The 16,931-nt window shown below is 66.2% G+C and carries 21 protein-coding genes and 1 tRNA gene; 18 read left to right on the forward strand and 4 right to left on the reverse strand.

The window, feature by feature from the left end; translation table 11 throughout:
- Positions 1-21 precede the first annotated feature (21 nt).
- The 17 genes from NQ490_RS08370 (at position 22) to NQ490_RS08450 (ending at position 12,645) form a co-directional block, all read left to right on the forward strand.
- Positions 22-879 (forward strand): N4-gp56 family major capsid protein, encoded by an 858-nt coding sequence (locus NQ490_RS08370; protein WP_007048289.1) that lies wholly within the window; start codon positions 22-24, stop codon positions 877-879.
- A gap of 12 nt (positions 880-891) precedes the next feature.
- Positions 892-1,263, forward strand: a complete 372-nt coding sequence (locus tag NQ490_RS08375; RefSeq protein WP_007048288.1) for a head-tail connector protein — start codon at positions 892-894, stop codon at positions 1,261-1,263.
- Positions 1,256-1,663 carry a hypothetical protein gene (locus NQ490_RS08380; RefSeq protein ID WP_007048287.1) on the forward strand — a complete coding sequence of 136 codons (408 nt, stop codon included), beginning with the start codon at positions 1,256-1,258 and terminating at the stop codon, positions 1,661-1,663. The genes NQ490_RS08375 and NQ490_RS08380 overlap by 8 nt, the downstream gene beginning before the upstream one ends.
- Before the next feature lie 14 nt (positions 1,664-1,677).
- Positions 1,678-2,133 carry a hypothetical protein gene (locus NQ490_RS08385; RefSeq protein WP_007048286.1) on the forward strand — a complete coding sequence of 152 codons (456 nt, stop codon included), beginning with the start codon at positions 1,678-1,680 and terminating at the stop codon, positions 2,131-2,133.
- Complete coding sequence (locus NQ490_RS08390) at positions 2,130-2,606, forward strand: hypothetical protein (RefSeq protein WP_007048285.1); 477 nt, start codon at positions 2,130-2,132, stop codon at positions 2,604-2,606. Before NQ490_RS08385 ends, NQ490_RS08390 begins: the two co-directional genes overlap by 4 nt.
- 119 nt (positions 2,607-2,725) lie before the next feature.
- Positions 2,726-3,178, forward strand: coding sequence for a hypothetical protein (locus NQ490_RS08395; protein ID WP_259951097.1), 453 nt, complete (start codon positions 2,726-2,728; stop codon positions 3,176-3,178).
- Entirely contained in the window at positions 3,175-3,750 is a 576-nt protein-coding gene (locus tag NQ490_RS08400) for a bacteriophage Gp15 family protein (RefSeq protein WP_259951098.1), read from the forward strand. The genes NQ490_RS08395 and NQ490_RS08400 overlap by 4 nt, the downstream gene beginning before the upstream one ends.
- Before the next feature lie 20 nt (positions 3,751-3,770).
- Complete coding sequence (locus NQ490_RS08405) at positions 3,771-5,480, forward strand: hypothetical protein (RefSeq protein ID WP_007048283.1); 1,710 nt, start codon at positions 3,771-3,773, stop codon at positions 5,478-5,480.
- Positions 5,477-5,848 (forward strand): hypothetical protein, encoded by a 372-nt coding sequence (locus NQ490_RS08410; protein WP_007048282.1) that lies wholly within the window; start codon positions 5,477-5,479, stop codon positions 5,846-5,848. Before NQ490_RS08405 ends, NQ490_RS08410 begins: the two co-directional genes overlap by 4 nt.
- 13 nt (positions 5,849-5,861) lie before the next feature.
- Positions 5,862-7,658: a hypothetical protein gene (locus tag NQ490_RS08415; RefSeq protein WP_007048281.1), complete on the forward strand. Its 1,797-nt coding sequence runs from the start codon at positions 5,862-5,864 to the stop codon at positions 7,656-7,658.
- A gap of 12 nt (positions 7,659-7,670) precedes the next feature.
- Positions 7,671-7,841 (forward strand): hypothetical protein, encoded by a 171-nt coding sequence (locus tag NQ490_RS08420; protein ID WP_007048280.1) that lies wholly within the window; start codon positions 7,671-7,673, stop codon positions 7,839-7,841.
- Positions 7,842-7,850: 9 nt separating this feature from the next.
- Positions 7,851-8,513, forward strand: a complete 663-nt coding sequence (locus tag NQ490_RS08425; protein ID WP_007048279.1) for a hypothetical protein — start codon at positions 7,851-7,853, stop codon at positions 8,511-8,513.
- A 12-nt stretch (positions 8,514-8,525) separates the two neighbouring features.
- On the forward strand, positions 8,526-9,398 hold the full coding sequence (locus tag NQ490_RS08430) for a hypothetical protein (protein ID WP_007048278.1): 873 nt from the start codon (positions 8,526-8,528) through the stop codon (positions 9,396-9,398).
- 12 nt (positions 9,399-9,410) lie between these two features.
- Positions 9,411-9,878, forward strand: a complete 468-nt coding sequence (locus NQ490_RS08435) for a hypothetical protein (RefSeq protein WP_007048277.1) — start codon at positions 9,411-9,413, stop codon at positions 9,876-9,878.
- Between the two features lie 15 nt (positions 9,879-9,893).
- Positions 9,894-10,781, forward strand: coding sequence for a glycoside hydrolase family 25 protein (locus NQ490_RS08440; protein WP_007048276.1), 888 nt, complete (start codon positions 9,894-9,896; stop codon positions 10,779-10,781).
- A 14-nt stretch (positions 10,782-10,795) separates the two neighbouring features.
- Entirely contained in the window at positions 10,796-11,239 is a 444-nt protein-coding gene (locus tag NQ490_RS08445; protein ID WP_040918496.1) for a phage holin family protein, read from the forward strand.
- Between the two features lie 188 nt (positions 11,240-11,427).
- Positions 11,428-12,645, forward strand: a complete 1,218-nt coding sequence (locus NQ490_RS08450) for an AfsR/SARP family transcriptional regulator (protein WP_007048273.1) — start codon at positions 11,428-11,430, stop codon at positions 12,643-12,645.
- 66 nt (positions 12,646-12,711) lie between these two features.
- Here the strand turns inward: NQ490_RS08450 and NQ490_RS08455 are convergent, their stop codons facing one another.
- Complete coding sequence (locus NQ490_RS08455) at positions 12,712-14,385, reverse strand: phospho-sugar mutase (protein ID WP_007048272.1); 1,674 nt, start codon at positions 14,383-14,385, stop codon at positions 12,712-12,714.
- A 188-nt stretch (positions 14,386-14,573) separates the two neighbouring features.
- Here NQ490_RS08455 and NQ490_RS08460 point away from each other — a divergent pair.
- Positions 14,574-14,650: transfer RNA gene (locus tag NQ490_RS08460), tRNA-Arg, on the forward strand.
- A 648-nt stretch (positions 14,651-15,298) separates the two neighbouring features.
- Here NQ490_RS08460 and NQ490_RS08465 read toward each other — a convergent pair.
- The 3 genes from NQ490_RS08465 to NQ490_RS08475 all read right to left on the reverse strand — a co-directional run bounded on the left by NQ490_RS08465 (position 15,299) and on the right by NQ490_RS08475 (position 16,918).
- Positions 15,299-15,571 carry a type II toxin-antitoxin system YafQ family toxin gene (locus tag NQ490_RS08465; protein ID WP_007048762.1) on the reverse strand — a complete coding sequence of 91 codons (273 nt, stop codon included), beginning with the start codon at positions 15,569-15,571 and terminating at the stop codon, positions 15,299-15,301.
- On the reverse strand, positions 15,558-15,830 hold the full coding sequence (locus tag NQ490_RS08470) for a type II toxin-antitoxin system RelB/DinJ family antitoxin (RefSeq protein WP_040918972.1): 273 nt from the start codon (positions 15,828-15,830) through the stop codon (positions 15,558-15,560). The genes NQ490_RS08465 and NQ490_RS08470 overlap by 14 nt, the downstream gene beginning before the upstream one ends.
- Positions 15,831-16,072: 242 nt before the next feature.
- Positions 16,073-16,918, reverse strand: a complete 846-nt coding sequence (locus tag NQ490_RS08475) for a hypothetical protein (RefSeq protein ID WP_007048760.1) — start codon at positions 16,916-16,918, stop codon at positions 16,073-16,075.
- Positions 16,919-16,931 lie beyond the last annotated feature (13 nt).

Consider the following 16,931-nt stretch of genomic DNA (forward strand, 5'->3'; position numbering starts at 1 on the left):
CAACAGAAAGGAAACTGATTTATGGCTGATCTGAATACCAAACTCTCCGACCTGATCGACCCCGAAGTCATGGGGGATATGGTCTCGGCCCGCATCCCCAAAAAGCTGCGGGTGGCCCCCTTCGCCAAGATCGACGACACCCTGGCCGGCGTCCCCGGCGACACCATCACGGTGCCCGCCTACACCTACATCGGCGACGCCGACGATGTGGCCGAGGGCGGCGAGGTAGCCATCGAAAAGATGACCACCTCCACCCGCAAGGCCACCATCAAAAAGGCCATGAAGGGCATCGGCCTCACCGACGAGGCGGTGCTCTCCGGCTACGGCAACCCCGTGGGCGAAGCCAACACCCAGCTGGCCCTGGCCATCGCCGCCAAGATCGACAACGACTGCATGGATGCCCTGCTCACCGCCAGCCTGAGCTACGACGGCTCCGCCAACACCATCAGCTACAACGGCATCGTGGACGCCGTGGACCTCTTCGAGGAGGAGATGGGCAGCTCCGACAAGGTCATGTTCATCCATCCCAAACAGGTCACCCAGCTGCGCAAGAACGCCGACTTCATCAGCGCCGACAAGTACCAGGCGGGGGTGGCCCTCACCGGCGAGATCGGCATGATCGCCGGCTGCCGGCTGGTGCCCAGCAAGAAGGTGCCGCTCTCCGGCGGCGTCTACACCTGCCCCATCGTCAAGCTGGAATCCGACCCCGAGGTGGACGACGAGATCCCCGCCCTGACCATCTACCGCAAGCGGGACGTGAACATCGAGACGGAACGCAAGCCCAAGACCCGCACCACCGAGATCACCGCCGACGAATTCTACGTGGCGGTGCTCTCCAACGAAGCCAAGGTGGTGCTGGCCAAGTTCAAGGAAGCGTAAGGGGGACTGCCCATGCCCGATTACGCCTTCTACCGCGAGAGCTATCTGGGGGAGGACATCCCCGAGGCCCAGTTCCCGCGCTTTCTCCGGCGGGCGGAGGCGGAACTGGCCCGGATGCGGGATGTCTACGCCGTGGCGCCCCGCCCCGGCCTGGACCCCGACAACGCCGAAGCCATGGCCCTGTGCGCCATCGCCGATGCGGTGTATGAGTTCGCCCAGGAGGACGAAGCCCGGGGCCTTTCCGGCATGACGGTGGGCAGCGTCAGCGAAAGCTACACCGCCCCGCCGGAACTCTGCGCCACCACCCTGGCCCTGCGGGCCGCCCACTACCGGCACGAGGCCGGGTACTATCTGCAGATCGGGCGGTGGCTGCCCCATGCGTAAGAGCCGCCTGTTTGCCCAGACCGTCACGGTCTACCGCGGCGACGCCGACGCCCTGGGCGTCAGACGCACCGTGCTGCGCGGGGTGTTCTGGCAGCACGGCCGCCGCCGTACCCCCGACGCCGACGGCACCACCCAGGGGGAAGTCCTGCTGCTGGTGGTGCCGGAATCCGCCGCCCGCTACGGCACCGACTACACCCTGGAACCGGGGGACCGCCTCTGCCCCGGGGAGGGGCCGGAGGTGAGCTGGGCCGACTGGGCGGACTTCGTGCCCGGCGCCCGGGCCGATGTGGCGGTGGTCCAGTACGTGCTGCCCATGTACCGCGGCGCCGAACTCCACCATGTGGAGGCCGGTACCTGGTGGACGGGCGGCGGCACCGGCGCCCACAGCCTGACCAACTGAGGAGGAACTGCCCCATGAATGAATCTGTTTTGCCGGCGCTGCGGGACTTTCTGGCCGGGGCGCCCGCCCTGGCGGACCTGACCCTCCGGGTGGAAAACGCCGGCCCCGCCCCCGGCACCGGCGGGCTGTGGCCCCGGGGCGTCACGGTGCTCACCCGCAGGGAAAACCTGCTGGGGGGCGTCAGCCTGCGCTGCCGGGCAGAGTTCCTTCTGCGTCTCTGCCTGCCCCTGCCCCCCGGGGATGACGCCCGGGCCGTGAAGAACGCCGGGCGGCTGCTGGCCCTGGAAAGCTGGGTGGCCGCCCAGAGCGCCGCCCACGCCCTGCCCGCCTTCGGCAACGGTCTGCCCGAAGGGGAGACCCTGCGCGCCGAGGACGGACGTCTTGAGACCGCCGACGCCGGCGGCACCGCCCGCTACACCCTCCGCCTGCTGGCGGAGTACACCGAAGTTTACAAGGAGGATACCCCATGAAGATCCAACGCAAATACATGGCGCACTACCTGAATGCGGCGTTCACCGACCCGGAAGCCAGCTACGTCCGGCTGGGCCGGGACCTGGAGGAATACGCCCCCGAGCTCAGCGCCAATGTGGAGAAAAAGTCCAACATCCTGGGCGAGACCAGCATCGTCATCGACAGCTACCAGAAGCAGGGCGAGGTCTCGCCCTACTACGCCGAGGAGGGCGACCCGCTGTTTGAAAAGCTCCAGGCCATCCTGGACGGCGACCTGGTGCTGGACGACCTGAAGACCGACATGGTGGAGGTCAAGCTCTGGGGCGACGAGGACGGCGCCTACCCCGCCGTCAAGGAGGAGTGCTACATCGAGATCGTCAGCTACGGCGGCGACACCACCGGCTACCAGATCCCCTTCAATGTGCACTACACCGGCGTCAAGACCAAGGGCACCTTCGACCCGTCCACCAAGACTTTTACGGCTGCGGGCTGAGCACCCTGACGGCTCAAAGGGGGCAACAGCCCGGGAGATGACCCGCCCGGACTGCATCCCATCGTCTGTGCGGGGGCGGCTGCGGCCGTCCCCGCTTCTTTTGTAAGAAAGGAAGGTCCATGAAACAACTGACCATTGACACCGGTGTGGAGGAATTCTCCGTCAACGGCCACGGCGTGCTGCGCTTCAACCCCGCCGACCCCAACCTCTACCACCGGTTTTTCGACGCAGGCAAGACCCTCTCCGCCCTGGACAAAGAGCTGGAAGAGAAAGTGGCCGCCCTGCCCGACGGCCCCGAGAGCGCCGAGGCGGGGCTGGCCCTGCTGGCCGAGTATGACGGCCGCATCAAGGCGCTGCTCACCGGCATCTTCGGCGCCGAGAACGACTTCGACCGGGTGCTGGGCGGGGTGAATCTGGCCGGGGTGGGCACCAACGGCAAGCGGGTGGTGCAGAACCTGCTGGAAGCCCTGACCCCCATCCTGCAGCAGGGGGCGCAGCGCCATCTGGAGGCCGCCGCCGACGCCGCCGTGGCCGAAGCGGACGCCGCCCGCGCCGCCCGGGCGCAGTCATGACCGGGTCCTGGGGCCTGCCGGTGCAGGCCGTCATCGAGGACCGGGTCTACCAGATCCACACCGATTTCCGGGATATCCTGGAGCTGCTGCGCTGGCTGGACGGCACCGCCGCCCCTGACCTGGACCGCGGCGAGCGGTGGTATGTGGCCATGCGGCTGTTCTACCCCGACTTTGCCGCCATGCCCCGGCAGGACTGGCCCGCCGCCACCCGGTTCCTCACCGAGTTCCTGGCGGCGGGGCGGCCCGAACCGGCCGCCGGCACCCCCCGGCTCATGGACTGGCAGCAGGATGCGCCCCTCATCGCCGCGGGCATCAGCCGGGCGGCAGGGCAGGATGTGCGGGCGCTGCCCTATCTGCACTGGTGGAGCTTCCTGGGCTGGTTCGACGCCATCGGCGAGGGGACCTTCGCCACGGTGGTGGCCATCCGGGACAAGCTGCGCCGGGGCAAAAAGCTGGAACCCTGGGAACTGGATTTTTACCGCACCCACCGCGCCGCCGTGGACCTGCGCCCCGCCCCCGACCCGGCGGCCGACGCCGAAAAGCAGCAGCTGCTGGCGCGGCTGGGTGCCTGACCCCGAAAGGAGGAACCTGATTGGCACAAACCATTGCCTTTGACGAGGTCTCGGAGCTGGCGGCGTCGGGGAGCAGCGTGGAACGCGCCCTGGACAAGATCACCGCTGCCCTGGGCAGTCTGGGGGACGCGGGCGCCGAAGCCCGCAGCGTGGTGGACAGCCTGCGCAAAAGTCTGCAGGCCACCGCCTCCCAGGCTGCCAAAAGCACCCGGAGCCTGGCCAGATTTGACGAGATCAACCGTCTGGCCGCCCCGGAGACCGAAAAATCGTCGTCCAAATCCGGCAGCGGCGGCAGCAGCAAAACCTCCGGGAAGGAGGACACCGCCGCCGACACCGCCGAACAGCAGCTCTCGGTCTGGCAGGGGGCGCTGCAATCCCTGCGGGACCTGTGGGCCCGGTTCTGGGCCTACCTGCAAAGCTGTTACGCCCCCGCCATCGCGGCCTGGCAGGGGGCCTGGAACCAGATGTCCGCCGCGGCGGCTGCTGTGTGGGAACCCCTGCGCACCGCCGCCCTCACCCTCTGGAACGATACCCTGCTGCCTCTGGCCCGGTATCTGACCACCGAATTCCTGCCCGGGGTGGTGAACAGCTTCTCGGAGGCCTTCGGCCCCATCGTGGGCGGGGCGCTGTCCGCCGCCATCACCGTGGCGGGCAACACCTTCCAGTGGCTCAGCGCCCTGGTGGCCGACGCTTCCGCCACCATCCTCCAACCCGCCCTGGCCATGCTGCTCACCGTCTGGCAGGGTCTTATGACCGGCATCCGCAGCGCCTGGGACGCCTACGGCCAGCCCCTGCTGGACGGCATCGTCCTGGCCTTCCAGAACCTGACCACCCTGCTCCAGGCCCTCTGGTCCGGCACCCTGCAGCCCGTCCTCTCCAACCTGGTGGCCCAGCTGGGCGCCTTCTGGACCCAGACCCTCTCCCCGCTGTGGCAGCAGCTCACCCTGGCCCTGGGCGCCGTGTCCAATCTGCTGCTCACCCTCTGGAACACCATCCTGGCACCGCTGCTCACCTGGCTGGTCAGCGTCCTGGGACCGGTGTTCACCCAGGTCTTCGCCGCCGTCAGCACCGCCGTGGGCACCGCCCTGAACATGGCCAGCGGCGCCGTCACCTCCCTGCTGGCCGTCCTGCGGGGGCTGGCCGACTTCGTCAGCAGCGTCCTGCAGGGCCGCTGGTCCGACGCCTGGAACGCCATGCTCACCACGGTGGTCACCGTATGGAACACCATCACAGCCACCGTGACCAACGCCATAAACGGCCTGCTCACCGCCCTGCAGCATCTGGCCTGGAGCATCCAGGCGGTCTTTGACGGCTTCCGGCACACCCTGTCGGGCATCGGCAGCGCGGCGTCGGGGGCGCTCTCCGCCGCGGGACAGTGGATCACCGGCCGCAGCGCCGCACCCCAGCTGGCCTACGCCCAGTCGGTGGCGGTCCCGGCCCTGGCCTCCGGCGCGGTCATCCCGCCCAACCGGGCCTTCCTGGCGCTGCTGGGCGATCAGCACAGCGGCACCAACATCGAGGCGCCCCTGGTCACCATCGAACAGGCGGTGGCCGGTGTCATGGCGGACGTCCAGGCCGGTCAGATGGCAGGCTTCGAGACGCTGGCCGCCCTGCTGCGGGATCTGCTGGAAGCGGTGGGCGGCATTGAACTCACCGACGAGATGGTGGGCCGGGCGGCCCAGCGCTGGACCCGGCGCAGCAATCTGCAGCGGGGAGGTGTGACGGTATGACCCTGACCCCTTTGTTCCAGATCGACGGCCAGCCCCTCTACGCGCCGGACGCCGACGTCACCCCCAGCTATGCCGACCTGGATTCCAGCGATTCCGGCCGGGACGCCAGCGGCGTCATGCACCGGGAGGTGGTGCGGGAGAAGGTGGCCACCTGGCCCTTCGCCTACGCCGCCCTCACCGACGCCGAGTACGCCTACCTGGTGGGACTCTTTGCGGGCAAGGCCACCTTTGCTTTCACCCATCCCCGGGCGGGCTCCTCCTCCGAGACGGTGACCACCACCTGCTACTGCAGCAACTACAGCATCGCCTGGCGCAGCGCCCGGGACGGCAGCTGGCGCAACCTGAAATTCAACATCATCGAGTGCTGAGGAGGGAAGGACCATGATTCAGTATCTGCTCGTCCTGCCCGACGGCAGCGAGCTTTCTTCGGGGGTGCCGGGGCGCAACGCCCTGCGCAGCCTCCAATGGACCCACACCGTCAACGCCGGCACCGACCTGACCCCCGGCTCCGCCTGCGCCGATTCCCTGGAGGCGGAACTCTGGGTGGAACCGGGCCGGAGCCCCGGCATCACGGCGGGGCAGGAGCTGACCCTCTGCCGGGTGGAGGGTGCGACCCGCACCCGGCTGGGCATCTTTGTGGCCGAGACCCCCACCCGGGGCAAGCGCAACCTCTACCGGCTCACCGCCTACGACCGGATGGTGCGCACCGAACAGGACCTGTCCCCCTGGCTGCGGGAACGGCAGGGGGATTTCCCCATGACGCTGGACGCCTTCGTGCAGCAGGTGGCCGACGCCTGCGGGGTGCCGCTGGCGGGCGGCCTGCCCCGCAACGGCAGCTACTCCGTGCAGGCCTTTTACGCCGACGGCCTCACCGGGCGGCAGCTGCTCCAGTGGGCCGCCCAGGCGGCGGGCTGCTTTGTGCACTGCAACGCCGACGGGGCGCTTGCCTTCGGCTGGTACACCGACGCCCGGGGCAGCGTCAGCCTGACCCCCGGCAGCACGGCGGAGGCGGCGCTGGGACAGGCGGCGCCCTACCGGGAGGACGGACTTTCCTACGAGGACTACGAGACCGCCCCCATCCAGAAGGTACAGATCCGCCAGAGCGACGCCGACCTGGGGGTCGTCTGGCCGGAGGAGGCCGACGGCACCAACACCCTGGTCGTCCAGGGCAATCTGCTGCTCACCGCCGAGACCGACGCAGCCCTGCGCCCGGTGGCCCAGGCCCTCTATGAGGCGGCGTCGGGCTGGGCGTCCTACACCCCCTGCACGGTGAGCGCCTTCGCGGACTGCCCGGTGACGGCGGGACAGCTGGTCTGGGCGGTGACCCCGGCGGGACAGCGGCTGACGGTCTGCGTCATGAGCGCCGTCTGCACCGCCGCGGAGACCCGGCTGGAGGCCACCGGCAACCCCCGGCGGGACAGCGTGGCCGCCGTCAACAGCGGGCGGCTCAACCTCCAGGGGAAGATGCTGGAGATGAAAGCCACCATCGACGGCCTCTCGGTGAAGGCAAGCACCCTGTCGGGGGACTACACCGAGCTCCGACAGTCGGTGGAGGAGATCTCCCTGAGCGTGGTGACCGAGGGCAACATCCGCAGCAAGTTCGCGGCGGACGCCACCAGCGTCACCATCGAGAGCGGCACCATCACCTTTGCCGCCAACTCCCTGGTGGTGGACAGCGACAACTTCCAGCTGGACCACCAGGGCAACGTCCGGATCACCGGTTCGTTCTACTCCAACGCCGCCAACGGCAACCAGGTGAACCTGGCGGATGGCATCGCCGCCTTCTACGCCCGGGACTCCTCCGGCCAGAGCTACCCCACCACCATCATCACCCGGTCGGCCAGCGCCAACCCCTACGGCATCCTGGACGTCTATGGCCGCGCCGCCAGCGGTGCCGTCAACACCCAGGTGCGGCTGCAGGGCGGCCTTACCGACGGCTCCATCCACCTGTACAACGCCTTCGGCACCGAACAGGGGGTCCTTACCTCCGGCGAGGGCAACGTCAGCTGGCTGGCCGGCGGTCTGGACGTCCGGGGCAGCCACGGCGTGCAGGCCTATTACGGCAGCATCGGCCGACTGCAGATCACCGAGCTGGGGGTCAACGGCGGCGTCATTCAGAAGGTCTACTGGAAGTGGGACGGCAACCTGGGCGCCTATGTGCTGTCCACCAGTTCGTAAAGGAGGAACCCCATGGAAGACAATCAACTGGTACAAGACCTGGTGGAGGGCATCCTGGCTTCGGTCAATGCCTCCTGCCTGCCGCTGGCCGTCAAGGCGCTGGCGCTGGAGAACATCCTGCTGCGCGTCCAGGCGGCCCTGCGCCCGGCAAACCAGGAAACACCGCAGCAGCCTGCGGAGTAAGGAGGAACCATGCAGACGATTCGGCTCAGCGGCTACACGGCCGCAGCGTCGGTCCCGCTGCTGCGCCTGGGCACCCGGGACAGCTTCGGCATCGAACAGCTCCAGATCCAGTCCGACGAGGAGTGGGCGGGCCTGGCCCTCACCGCCACCTTTGTGACCCCGGCGGGCAGCACCCGGATGGTGGTGTCGGCGGACGGGGTGGTGGACGTGCCGCCCGCCGCCACTGCCGCCGCCCTGACCCCGGCGGCGCCGGGGCGCATCGTGTTCACCGGCACCGGGGCGGGGGTGCAGCGCATCACCGCCGACCTGCCCTACCTGGTCACCGACCATGCCCCCGTGGAAGGGGAGGCCCCCGTCCCCGAGCCCTCCGAGTGGGAGCAGTACGTCACCCGGATGCAGCAGGCGCTGGACACCGCCGTGCCTCCGACAGGCAATTCCGGCCAGGTGCTGACCAAGACCCGGGACGGCAACGTCTGGGCCTATCCCACGGGGGGCGGCAGCGGCACCGGCGGCGGGTACATCATCGGCGCGGGGCTCCGGCTGGACCCCGAGGGCAACGTCCTCTCGGTGGATACCGCCGACGCCGTGGAACAGGACAACACCCGCCCCGTCACCTCGGCGGCGGTCTATACCACGGTGGGCAGCATCGATGCGCTGCTCGCCACCATCTAAGGAGGTTTTCCCATGAGCATCCAGACAGAAATCACCCGCATCCAGGCGGCGCGCAACACCCTGCGGACCAAGGCCGCAGAGCTGAAGATCTCGGCCGGCACCGAGCGGCTGGACGAGCTGGCCGCCGATTTTGACGGCATCCTCAACCAGGGGTCGGTATCGGCCCAGGTCAGGGAGGGGGAGACCTACACCATCCCCCAGGGCTACCACGACGGCACCGGCACGGTGTCGGGGGTGGCGGGGGGCGGCAGCTACACCCTCCAGAGCAAGACCGTCACCCCCACCCGGAAACCCCAGGCCGTCACCGCCGACGAGGGCTACTACGGTCTGTCCGACGTGACGGTGCAGGCCATCCCCGACGCCTACCAGGACGTCACCGCCGTCACCGCCGCCGAGGCCGACGTGCTGGCGGCCAAGGTCTTTGTGGACAGCACCGGCACCGTCCGCACCGGCACCATGCCCAACAACGGCACCGTGTCCAGGACGCTGGACGCCTCCGCGCCCTCCTACACCATCCCCCAGGGCTTCCACAGCGGCAGCGGCACGGTGTCCCTGGTGCCCGAAACCAAATCCGCCACCCCCACCAAGGCCCGGCAGACCGTCCAGCCCACCGCCGGCAAGGTGCTCACCGCCGTCACGGTGGAGCCCATCCCCGACGACTACATCACCACCGCCGACGCCGATGCTGCCGCCGCCGACCTGCTGGCCGGCCGCACCGCCTATGTGCAGGGCAGCAAGGTCACCGGCACCATGCCGGACAACGGCGCCATGGATGCCTCCCTGGATGGCCTGACCGTCACCAGCAAGGTCATCCCGGCGGGGTATACCTCGGGGGGCACGGTGGCCCTGGGCGGGGAGATCGAGGAAGCCCTGGCCGCCATCTGAGGAGGAACGCCCATGAGTGTACAGACACAGATCCAACGGCTGGAAACCGCCAAGGCCTCGCTGCGCACCGCCCTGGAGGAGAAGGGGGTCACCGTCCCCGACACCGCCACCCTGGACGGCTACGGCGCCCTGGTGGCCCAGATCCCCGCCGGCAGCGACGAATGGACCGTCCTCTACCGCGCGGAGCTGCCCACCTCGCCGCCCGCCGCCAACGAGGCCTCCACCCGGGTGGTGCCCACCGGCAGCTACGCCTACCTGTCGGTGGACGTCCCCCAGGACAAGGACGGCCTGGAGGTGGCCTTCACCTACGGCGGCACCACCCGCATCGCCCTCGCCCGGACCCAGTCGGGGGATGTGCTGGGCGGCCTTGCCGCCAGCGCCTTCGCCATCTACGCCCAGAGCGGGCAGCATCTGGTGGTCAAGATCAACGTGGGGGAGGTCAACTATCTCTCCTACCGCTTCACCACCAGTCCGCGATAAGAAGGGAGGAATCGTATGGAATCCGCCATTGATGTAAGCAAATGGCAGGGGACGGTGGACTGGGCGGCGGTGAAAAACGCCGGCGTCAGCCACGCCATGCTGCGGGCGGGCTACGGCACCGCCGGCACCGATCCCCAGTTCAAACGCAACGTGGCAAACTGCGAGCTCCACGGCGTCCACTGGGGCGCCTACTGGTACAGCTACGCCACCACCCCCGCCGCCGCCCGCCAGGAGGCCGCCCGCTGCCTGCAGCAGCTGGCCGGCCTGCGCCCCGAACTGCCGGTGGCCTACGACATCGAGTATGAGCCGGGCATCCTGGCCCTGGACAACGCCGGCCGCACGGCGCTGGTCAAGGCCTTCCTGGGGGCGGTGGAGGACGCCGGGTACTACGGCATCCTCTACGCCAGCACCGACTTCATCCGCAACCGGCTGAACTGGCGGGAGCTGGCCTGCTACGACGTCTGGGCCGCCCAGTACGGCAGCGCCTGCACCTGCCCGCTGCCCTACGGCATCTGGCAGTACAGCAGCCGGAATGCCCTGGGCATCCCGGGCTTCGGCAGCTCGCTGGACTGCAACCGGCTCTACAAGGATTACCCGGCCCTCATCCGGGCGGCGGGGCGCAACGGCTTTGCCCCGGCCCAGACCGCCCCGCCGGAGACCCGCTGCCAGCGGCTGACCATCGGGCCGGTGTCCTCGGGGGATGCCTGGACGCTGCTCCAGCGCTGCCGGACCCTGGGCCTCACCGACGCGGGGCTCTACCGCAGCGCCTGGGCCGACGACGCCCACACCACCCAGACCCTGACCATCGGGCCGGTGTCCTCGGGGGATGCCTGGACGCTGCTGCGGGACTGCCGGACCCTGGGCCTCACCGACGCCGGGCTCTACCGCAGCGAATATGTCTGATGGGAGGTGAACCCTTGGAAAACAACAACATCTTTCTCTGGCTCAAGGCCGGGCTGGTCACGGCGGCCGGGGCGTTCGGCGCGGCCTTCGGCTGGCTGGGCTGGCTCATCCTGGCCTGGGTGGGCTGCATGGTGCTGGACTGGCTCAGCGGCAGCGCCGCCGCAGCCGCCAAAGGCAGCTGGTCCAGCGCCGTGGCCCGGGCGGGCATCTGGCACAAGGGCGGCATGATCCTGGTGGTCATCGTGGCCTCCGTGGCGGACTGCGTGCTGGGGGTGGCGGTGGAACATCTGCCCATGCTGGGGCTGGACTACACCGTGCTGGTGCTGCCGGTCACCCTGGTGTGGTACATCTTCACCGAGCTGGGCTCCATCGCCGAGAACGCCACCGCCATGGGCGCCCCGGTGCCCGCCTGGCTCACCAAACTGCTGGCCGCGGGCCGGCAGTCGGCGGAAAGGTAAACTGCACAAAAAGTAATATTTTGTATAAATATGAGCTGATCCCCGAAAAAAGGAGCCGCGGCATGCTCCCTTTGCTGGACAAGCGGGCCATCCCTTGGTATACTTTACCCATACACAGAACCACACAAAAAAAGGATGAGCGGTGGGGCCCCGTGCTCCGTCCGCCCGGGAAGGCGTGAAGGGGACAGATGGCAAAGGTAGAGATCCGGATGTTGGGCGACTTTGAGATCCGTGTGGACGGGCAGCCGGTACTGGCGGCGCTGGCCCAGTCCCGCAAGGCGACATCGCTGGTGCAGTATCTGGTGCTGCAGCGGGGGGAGCGGGTGCCCCATGCCACGCTGACCAACGCCCTGTGGGGCGGGGAGCGCAGCGCCAACCCCGACATGGCCCTGCGGGCCATCCTGCACCGGTTCCGCACCATGATCGCCCAGGAGCATCTGACGGTGCTGGAGGATTGTATCCTGACCAGCCGGGGCTGCTACCAGTGGAACCCCGACCTGCCCTGTGAGGTGGACGTCTTCACCATGGAGGACCTGGTCATGCAGGCCGGGCAGGAGAAGGACCCCGGCAAGCGCCTGGCCATTGAGGAGCGGATCGTGGAGGTCTACCGGGGGCGGCTGCTGCCGCTGTCGGCGGACGAGCCCTGGGTGGAGAGCAGCGCCGTGCGGCTGCATGTGCTCTACCGGGCCGCGATGATCCACGTGCTGGAGCACTACAAGAAGAACGGCGAGAACGAGCGGCTGGTGACCCTGTGCCGCAGCGCCATCGAGAAGAATCCCCGGGCCGAGCGGCTCTACCTGGAACTGGTGGTGGCCCTGGAGACCCTGGGCCGCCCGGAGGAAGCCCGGCAGGTGCTGCAGCAGGGGCTTTCGGTGGGCTGCCTGCACCACGCGGCGGAGCCGGGGCGGGTGGGCGCCATGTGGCGCCAGGCCCGGCAGGCCGACCGCAACATGGAAAACGACATGAACCGGCTGATGGCCGCTCTGCCGCCCCAGAACGCCGGGGGCGCCATGATCTGCTCCTTCGAGACCTTCGGCCAGATCTACCGCATGCAGCGGGGCATCCAGGCCCAGTATCACGTGCCGGTCTTCCTGCTGCTGGTGACGGTGGTGCCGGTGCAGGCACAGGACGACGCCGAGACCGAGCGGATGATGCAGGTGCTCCAGGAACTGCTGCGCAGCTGCCTGCGCAGCTGTGACGTGGCCGCCCGCTACAGCGACACCCAGTACGCGGTGCTGGTCTGCGGCGCCCCGGGGCAGAACGCCGCCCTGCTGGAGCGGATCAAGCAGGCCTTCTACGGCACGCCCACCCACCAGCGGTATCTGCTGAACTACAACGCCTACTCCCCCAAACCGGGGCAGGAACCGCCGCGCCGCCGCCGCAGTTATCCCCGCAAAAAAGTCTGAGTACCAACCCAAAACAGCCCCCGCCGGTCATCCCCGGCGGGGGCTGTTATGTTTTGGGCAGAAGGCTCAGTGCATCCAGGCGGCGGCTGCCTCGGCCAGTTTTGCGTTGATGGCATCGGCGGCCTCGGCGCTCTCCGCCACGGCGGACAGGTACACCTTGACCTTGGGTTCGGTGCCGGAGGGGCGCACCATCAGCTTGGCGCCGTTTTCCAGCCGGTATTCCAGCACATCGGCTTTTGGCAGCCCGGTGCCGTCCGCCTCGTAGTCGGTGACACCGGTGACGGCATAGCCCGCGATCTCGGCGGGGGCTTGGGCCCGCAGCCGGGCCATGATGCCCTGCATGGTGTGCATGCCGGTCTCGCCCTCAAAGGTGAAGCTGTGCAGGGCGTTGCGGTACCAGCCGTACTCGGCGTAGAGCGCGTTCACGGCGTCCAGCAGGCTCATGCCCTGGGCGGCGTAGTAAGCCGCCGCCTCGCAGGCCAGCATGACGGCGTTGACGCCGTCCTTGTCCCGCACGTGGCCGCCCGACAGATAGCCGTAACTCTCCTCGAAGCCGAAGATGTACCGCTCCACATGGCCTTCCGCCTCCAGCAGGCCGATCTGCTCCCCGATGAACTTGAAGCCGGTCAGAGTGCGGCGCAGCTCCACGCCGTACTTGGCGGCGATGGGGGTGGCCATGTCGGTGGAAACGATGGTGGTCACCGCCACGGGGTCCTGGGGCATGGTGCCGTTGCCCTGGCGTACCCGGCAGATGTAGTCAAAGAGCAGCACGCCCATCTCGTTGCCGGTGATCAGCCGGTAGCCGCCCTGGCCGTCCGGCACGGCGGCGCCCATACGGTCGCAGTCGGGGTCGGTGCCGATCATCAGGTCGGGGTGGACGGTGTCGCAGAGCTTCAGGCCGGTCTCCATGGCCTCCCGGATCTCGGGGTTGGGGTAGGGGCAGGTGGGGAAGTCCCCGTCGGGCTGCTCCTGCTCGGGCACCACCGTCACGTTGGTCACCCCCATGCGGTTCAGCAGCAGCTTCACCGGCTCCAGGCCGGTGCCGTTCAGCGGGGTGTAGACCAGTTTGAGGTGGGACACATCGTTGCCGGGGCGCAGGGCCAGCACGGCGTCCACGAAGTCCGACAGGCACTGGTCGTCGATGGTCACGATGCGGCCGTCGGCCACGGCCTCGTCGTAGTCCGCCAGTTTCGGGCTGTCGAAGTAGTCATGCTGTCCGATGGCCGCCAGCACCTGGTCGGCCATCTCCAGGGTGATCTGGCAGCCGTCGGCGCCGTAGACCTTGTAGCCGTTGTACTTGGCGGGGTTGTGGCTGGCGGTGACACAGATGCCCGCGCCGCAGCCCAGATACCGCACCGCCCAGGAAAGGGCCGGGGTGGGTTCCAGCCGGGGATAGACGTAGGCCGTGATACCGTTGGCCGCCAGCACCCGGGCGGCTTCGCGGCAGAACAGCTCGCCCTTGTGGCGGCTGTCGTGGGCCAGGGCCACCTTTTTGGGCAGGCCGGAGGCGTTCAGGGTGTCGGCCAGGCCCTGGGTGGCCCGGCGGATGGTGTAGATGTTCATCCGGTTGGTGCCGGCGCCGATGACGCCCCGCAGCCCGCCGGTGCCGAAGGCCAGATCCCGGTAGAACCGGTCGTTGATGGCGTCGGCGTCGCCGGCAATGGTATCCAGCTCGGCGAGCAGATCGGGATCCTCCCCGGCGCGGGCGCGCCAGAGATCGTAGAGTTCCGCAGAATGCATAGGGAAAATCTCCTTTCCTTATATAAAGGGCCGCGGACCGGGCGGGCCCGGGGCGGGGAAAACCTGCTACTACCGTACCACAGGCGGGCGCAAAAAGCAAGCGGCGGCCGCCGGAGAAAAAAATTGAAATTTTTTGAAAAAACCGCTTGACATTTGGTGGGGTGGGTGGTATTATACTAACTGCACTTGCGCCGGTAGCTCAGCTGGATAGAGTGTCTGACTACGAATCAGAAGGTCGGGAGTTCGAGTCTCTTCCGGCGCACCATGCACCGCACCGGGGCAGAGATGCCTCGGTGCATTTTTTGTTTGTATCGCTTTTTTCAAAGCGCACAAACGGCGGCAACCATCGTTGCGAGGGCGGTCACCGCCGTTAATCCGATTTGAAAATCAGAAAAAAGCGTGTTTCTATAGTGTTCCTGGCAGCGGGTGTTCTCCCGCTTTCCCCCGACCCAGCATCCCGGCTGGAGGTTTCTGCCTATGGGGGCTGTACTGGCTGGCGGGGTCTGTTGCATCCCTGCGGCTTTTGAGGCCGACCACAGTACAAAAGAAGTAAATACTTCCACAGGAACAACATATTCGATTTTCAAGGTACAACGATAAAAACCCCCAACCATTTCACAACGGTGGGGGTTTGGTGTACCTTGACAAAGGTCAAACTGTATTGTAAACTGTTTAGGCGATAAACCAAACGGAAATTGGTTTATAACCATACAGATATGCAACACAGATTGTATTGCTTAGTACCACGTTACCCCACAACGCTGCTCGTTTTTTAGCCTTGTGGTTACTGGTTGCCAGATTTTGAAGGTGGCTTCCAGGGTGGAGTTCTTATCGGGACTATTATAAGCAGATTCGAAAAGGAAGTCAAGCGACGAAAGCCGCTTGGCTTTCTTTTTTTTCTGCATAATAGGGCTTAGAAAAGGTCGCTGTGTGAGCCGGTTCTGGTGAGGTACAAAATCAATTCCTCATCGGCCACTTCGTAGATCAGCAACCAATCCGGGGTGATGTGACACTCGCGGCATCCCGCATAGTCCCCGGAAAGTTGGTGGTCCCGGTTCTTCTCTGGCAGCGGTTTCTGGTTGGCCAGCAGCTCGATCACCTTTTCCAGCAGGCGCATATCATAGCCGCGCTTTACAATTCTTTTGTAGTCTTTCTTGAAGGCGGCCTGATACTTAATCGTCAGCATTTAGATCCTCCATGAGTTCTTCTACGGAAGAAAAAGCCTTACTCATTCCAATACCTTTTCTGGCGTCTTCAATTGCCTTTTTCGTTTCGGCGTTCGGAACTTCGGCTCCAATCTCAAAGGGGATTCGATATTCCCGGACCGCCTTTTTCGCAAAAACGGTAAATGCCGTTGTCATCGTCATGCCAACATCATTGCAAAAAGCCTCGAACTGCTGCTTCAAGTCGGAATCCATGCGGATATTGATGTTGATGTTCGCCATACAGTGCAATCTCCTTTCCTTGATTCTGTAACTATTATACCAGACATTGCGCACGATGTCAATATATTTATTTACAATGCTTGCATATTTTTTCCCGCTTCCTGCTCGCTCCACTATATTTTCGGGCGTGATTGTTCGACACACAACTCTGCAAATTTCAATGGGAAAAATAACGACAGGACAATCAAAACGCTTTGTGCCTGTTAGGCACAAAGCGTTTTGCAGCGCCAGCCCGGGCTGTATCATTGGCCGTCGTCTGTTTCCTTTGCCGCCAGGAATGCGGCGCGAACCTCTTGCAGTTTTTTGACCCCCAGCGCCCAATAGGGGCGAATTTCTTTGCCGGTCATACCGGCTTCGCGGCACAGGCGCATTTCCCGCAAGACACGGGGACCGCACTTGTGCAGCTTGATGAGCTTTAGGCCGTAGGTGTCCGGCATAATGCCGTTGGCAATGCCGATCAGCAGTTCCCGCAACTGGTTTTTGTCGATGCCGTGAACAGGGTCCTCGTAGTACATGGGCGGCAACAAGCCCTGCTCTCTGGCCCAATCCCGCAGCTGATGCACACGGCGCTTCTTGATGATACGCAACGATAGGGACGGGTCATCGTAGCTGCTTTCATCAAAGCCCATGCGCATCCCCAGGCGCAGTTCGGTGAGCTTGGGCAGGCCCTCGTCGGTGTTGTACCCCTTGGCCAGATACGGCTCAATGTCCAGATCGTCCTCAATCCAGGCCGCTTTTTCTGCCTCCCAGGCCAGGTCTATCGGCCTGCCGCCCAGCATGGCCCGCTTTTCGGCTTTGGCCTTTTTTGCCAGGTAGATGATACCGCCCTGATGTGCGGCGCGGCGGGCTTTTTTGTTTGCAGTCTGCGCAATCTGCCGCCCGGAGTAGCCGATCATCTTCAACCCTTCCGGCGGCGTTGCGGTCTCGGCAACGCGCACCACCACCCGCAGCATCTTTTTGCGACACCCCGGGACGGGGACCCGCACCCAGCTGCCAGGCTTCAGCCCGGCGCTTCCTTTGTAGTCCTCCGGCACGCCGAACCCGTATTCTTTGCCATCCGGCTTGAATTTGATGAACACCATCTTCATGCAAAAGTCACTC

This window comes from Subdoligranulum variabile, assembly GCF_025152575.1.
In the GTDB taxonomy this organism is placed as follows: domain Bacteria; phylum Bacillota; class Clostridia; order Oscillospirales; family Ruminococcaceae; genus Gemmiger; species Gemmiger variabilis.

Coding starts and splice junctions, on each gene's coding strand:
- NQ490_RS08370 (WP_007048289.1), top strand. CDS start 22: ATGGCTGATCTGAATACCAAACTCTCCGACCTGATCGACCCCGAAGTC.
- NQ490_RS08375 (WP_007048288.1), top strand. CDS start 892: ATGCCCGATTACGCCTTCTACCGCGAGAGCTATCTGGGGGAGGACATC.
- NQ490_RS08380 (WP_007048287.1), top strand. CDS start 1,256: ATGCGTAAGAGCCGCCTGTTTGCCCAGACCGTCACGGTCTACCGCGGC.
- NQ490_RS08385 (WP_007048286.1), top strand. CDS start 1,678: ATGAATGAATCTGTTTTGCCGGCGCTGCGGGACTTTCTGGCCGGGGCG.
- NQ490_RS08390 (WP_007048285.1), top strand. CDS start 2,130: ATGAAGATCCAACGCAAATACATGGCGCACTACCTGAATGCGGCGTTC.
- NQ490_RS08395 (WP_259951097.1), top strand. CDS start 2,726: ATGAAACAACTGACCATTGACACCGGTGTGGAGGAATTCTCCGTCAAC.
- NQ490_RS08400 (WP_259951098.1), top strand. CDS start 3,175: ATGACCGGGTCCTGGGGCCTGCCGGTGCAGGCCGTCATCGAGGACCGG.
- NQ490_RS08410 (WP_007048282.1), top strand. CDS start 5,477: ATGACCCTGACCCCTTTGTTCCAGATCGACGGCCAGCCCCTCTACGCG.
- NQ490_RS08415 (WP_007048281.1), top strand. CDS start 5,862: ATGATTCAGTATCTGCTCGTCCTGCCCGACGGCAGCGAGCTTTCTTCG.
- NQ490_RS08420 (WP_007048280.1), top strand. CDS start 7,671: ATGGAAGACAATCAACTGGTACAAGACCTGGTGGAGGGCATCCTGGCT.
- NQ490_RS08425 (WP_007048279.1), top strand. CDS start 7,851: ATGCAGACGATTCGGCTCAGCGGCTACACGGCCGCAGCGTCGGTCCCG.
- NQ490_RS08430 (WP_007048278.1), top strand. CDS start 8,526: ATGAGCATCCAGACAGAAATCACCCGCATCCAGGCGGCGCGCAACACC.
- NQ490_RS08435 (WP_007048277.1), top strand. CDS start 9,411: ATGAGTGTACAGACACAGATCCAACGGCTGGAAACCGCCAAGGCCTCG.
- NQ490_RS08440 (WP_007048276.1), top strand. CDS start 9,894: ATGGAATCCGCCATTGATGTAAGCAAATGGCAGGGGACGGTGGACTGG.
- NQ490_RS08450 (WP_007048273.1), top strand. CDS start 11,428: ATGGCAAAGGTAGAGATCCGGATGTTGGGCGACTTTGAGATCCGTGTG.
- NQ490_RS08455 (WP_007048272.1), bottom strand. CDS start 14,385: ATGCATTCTGCGGAACTCTACGATCTCTGGCGCGCCCGCGCCGGGGAG.
- NQ490_RS08465 (WP_007048762.1), bottom strand. CDS start 15,571: ATGCTGACGATTAAGTATCAGGCCGCCTTCAAGAAAGACTACAAAAGA.
- NQ490_RS08470 (WP_040918972.1), bottom strand. CDS start 15,830: ATGGCGAACATCAACATCAATATCCGCATGGATTCCGACTTGAAGCAG.
- NQ490_RS08475 (WP_007048760.1), bottom strand. CDS start 16,918: ATGAAGATGGTGTTCATCAAATTCAAGCCGGATGGCAAAGAATACGGG.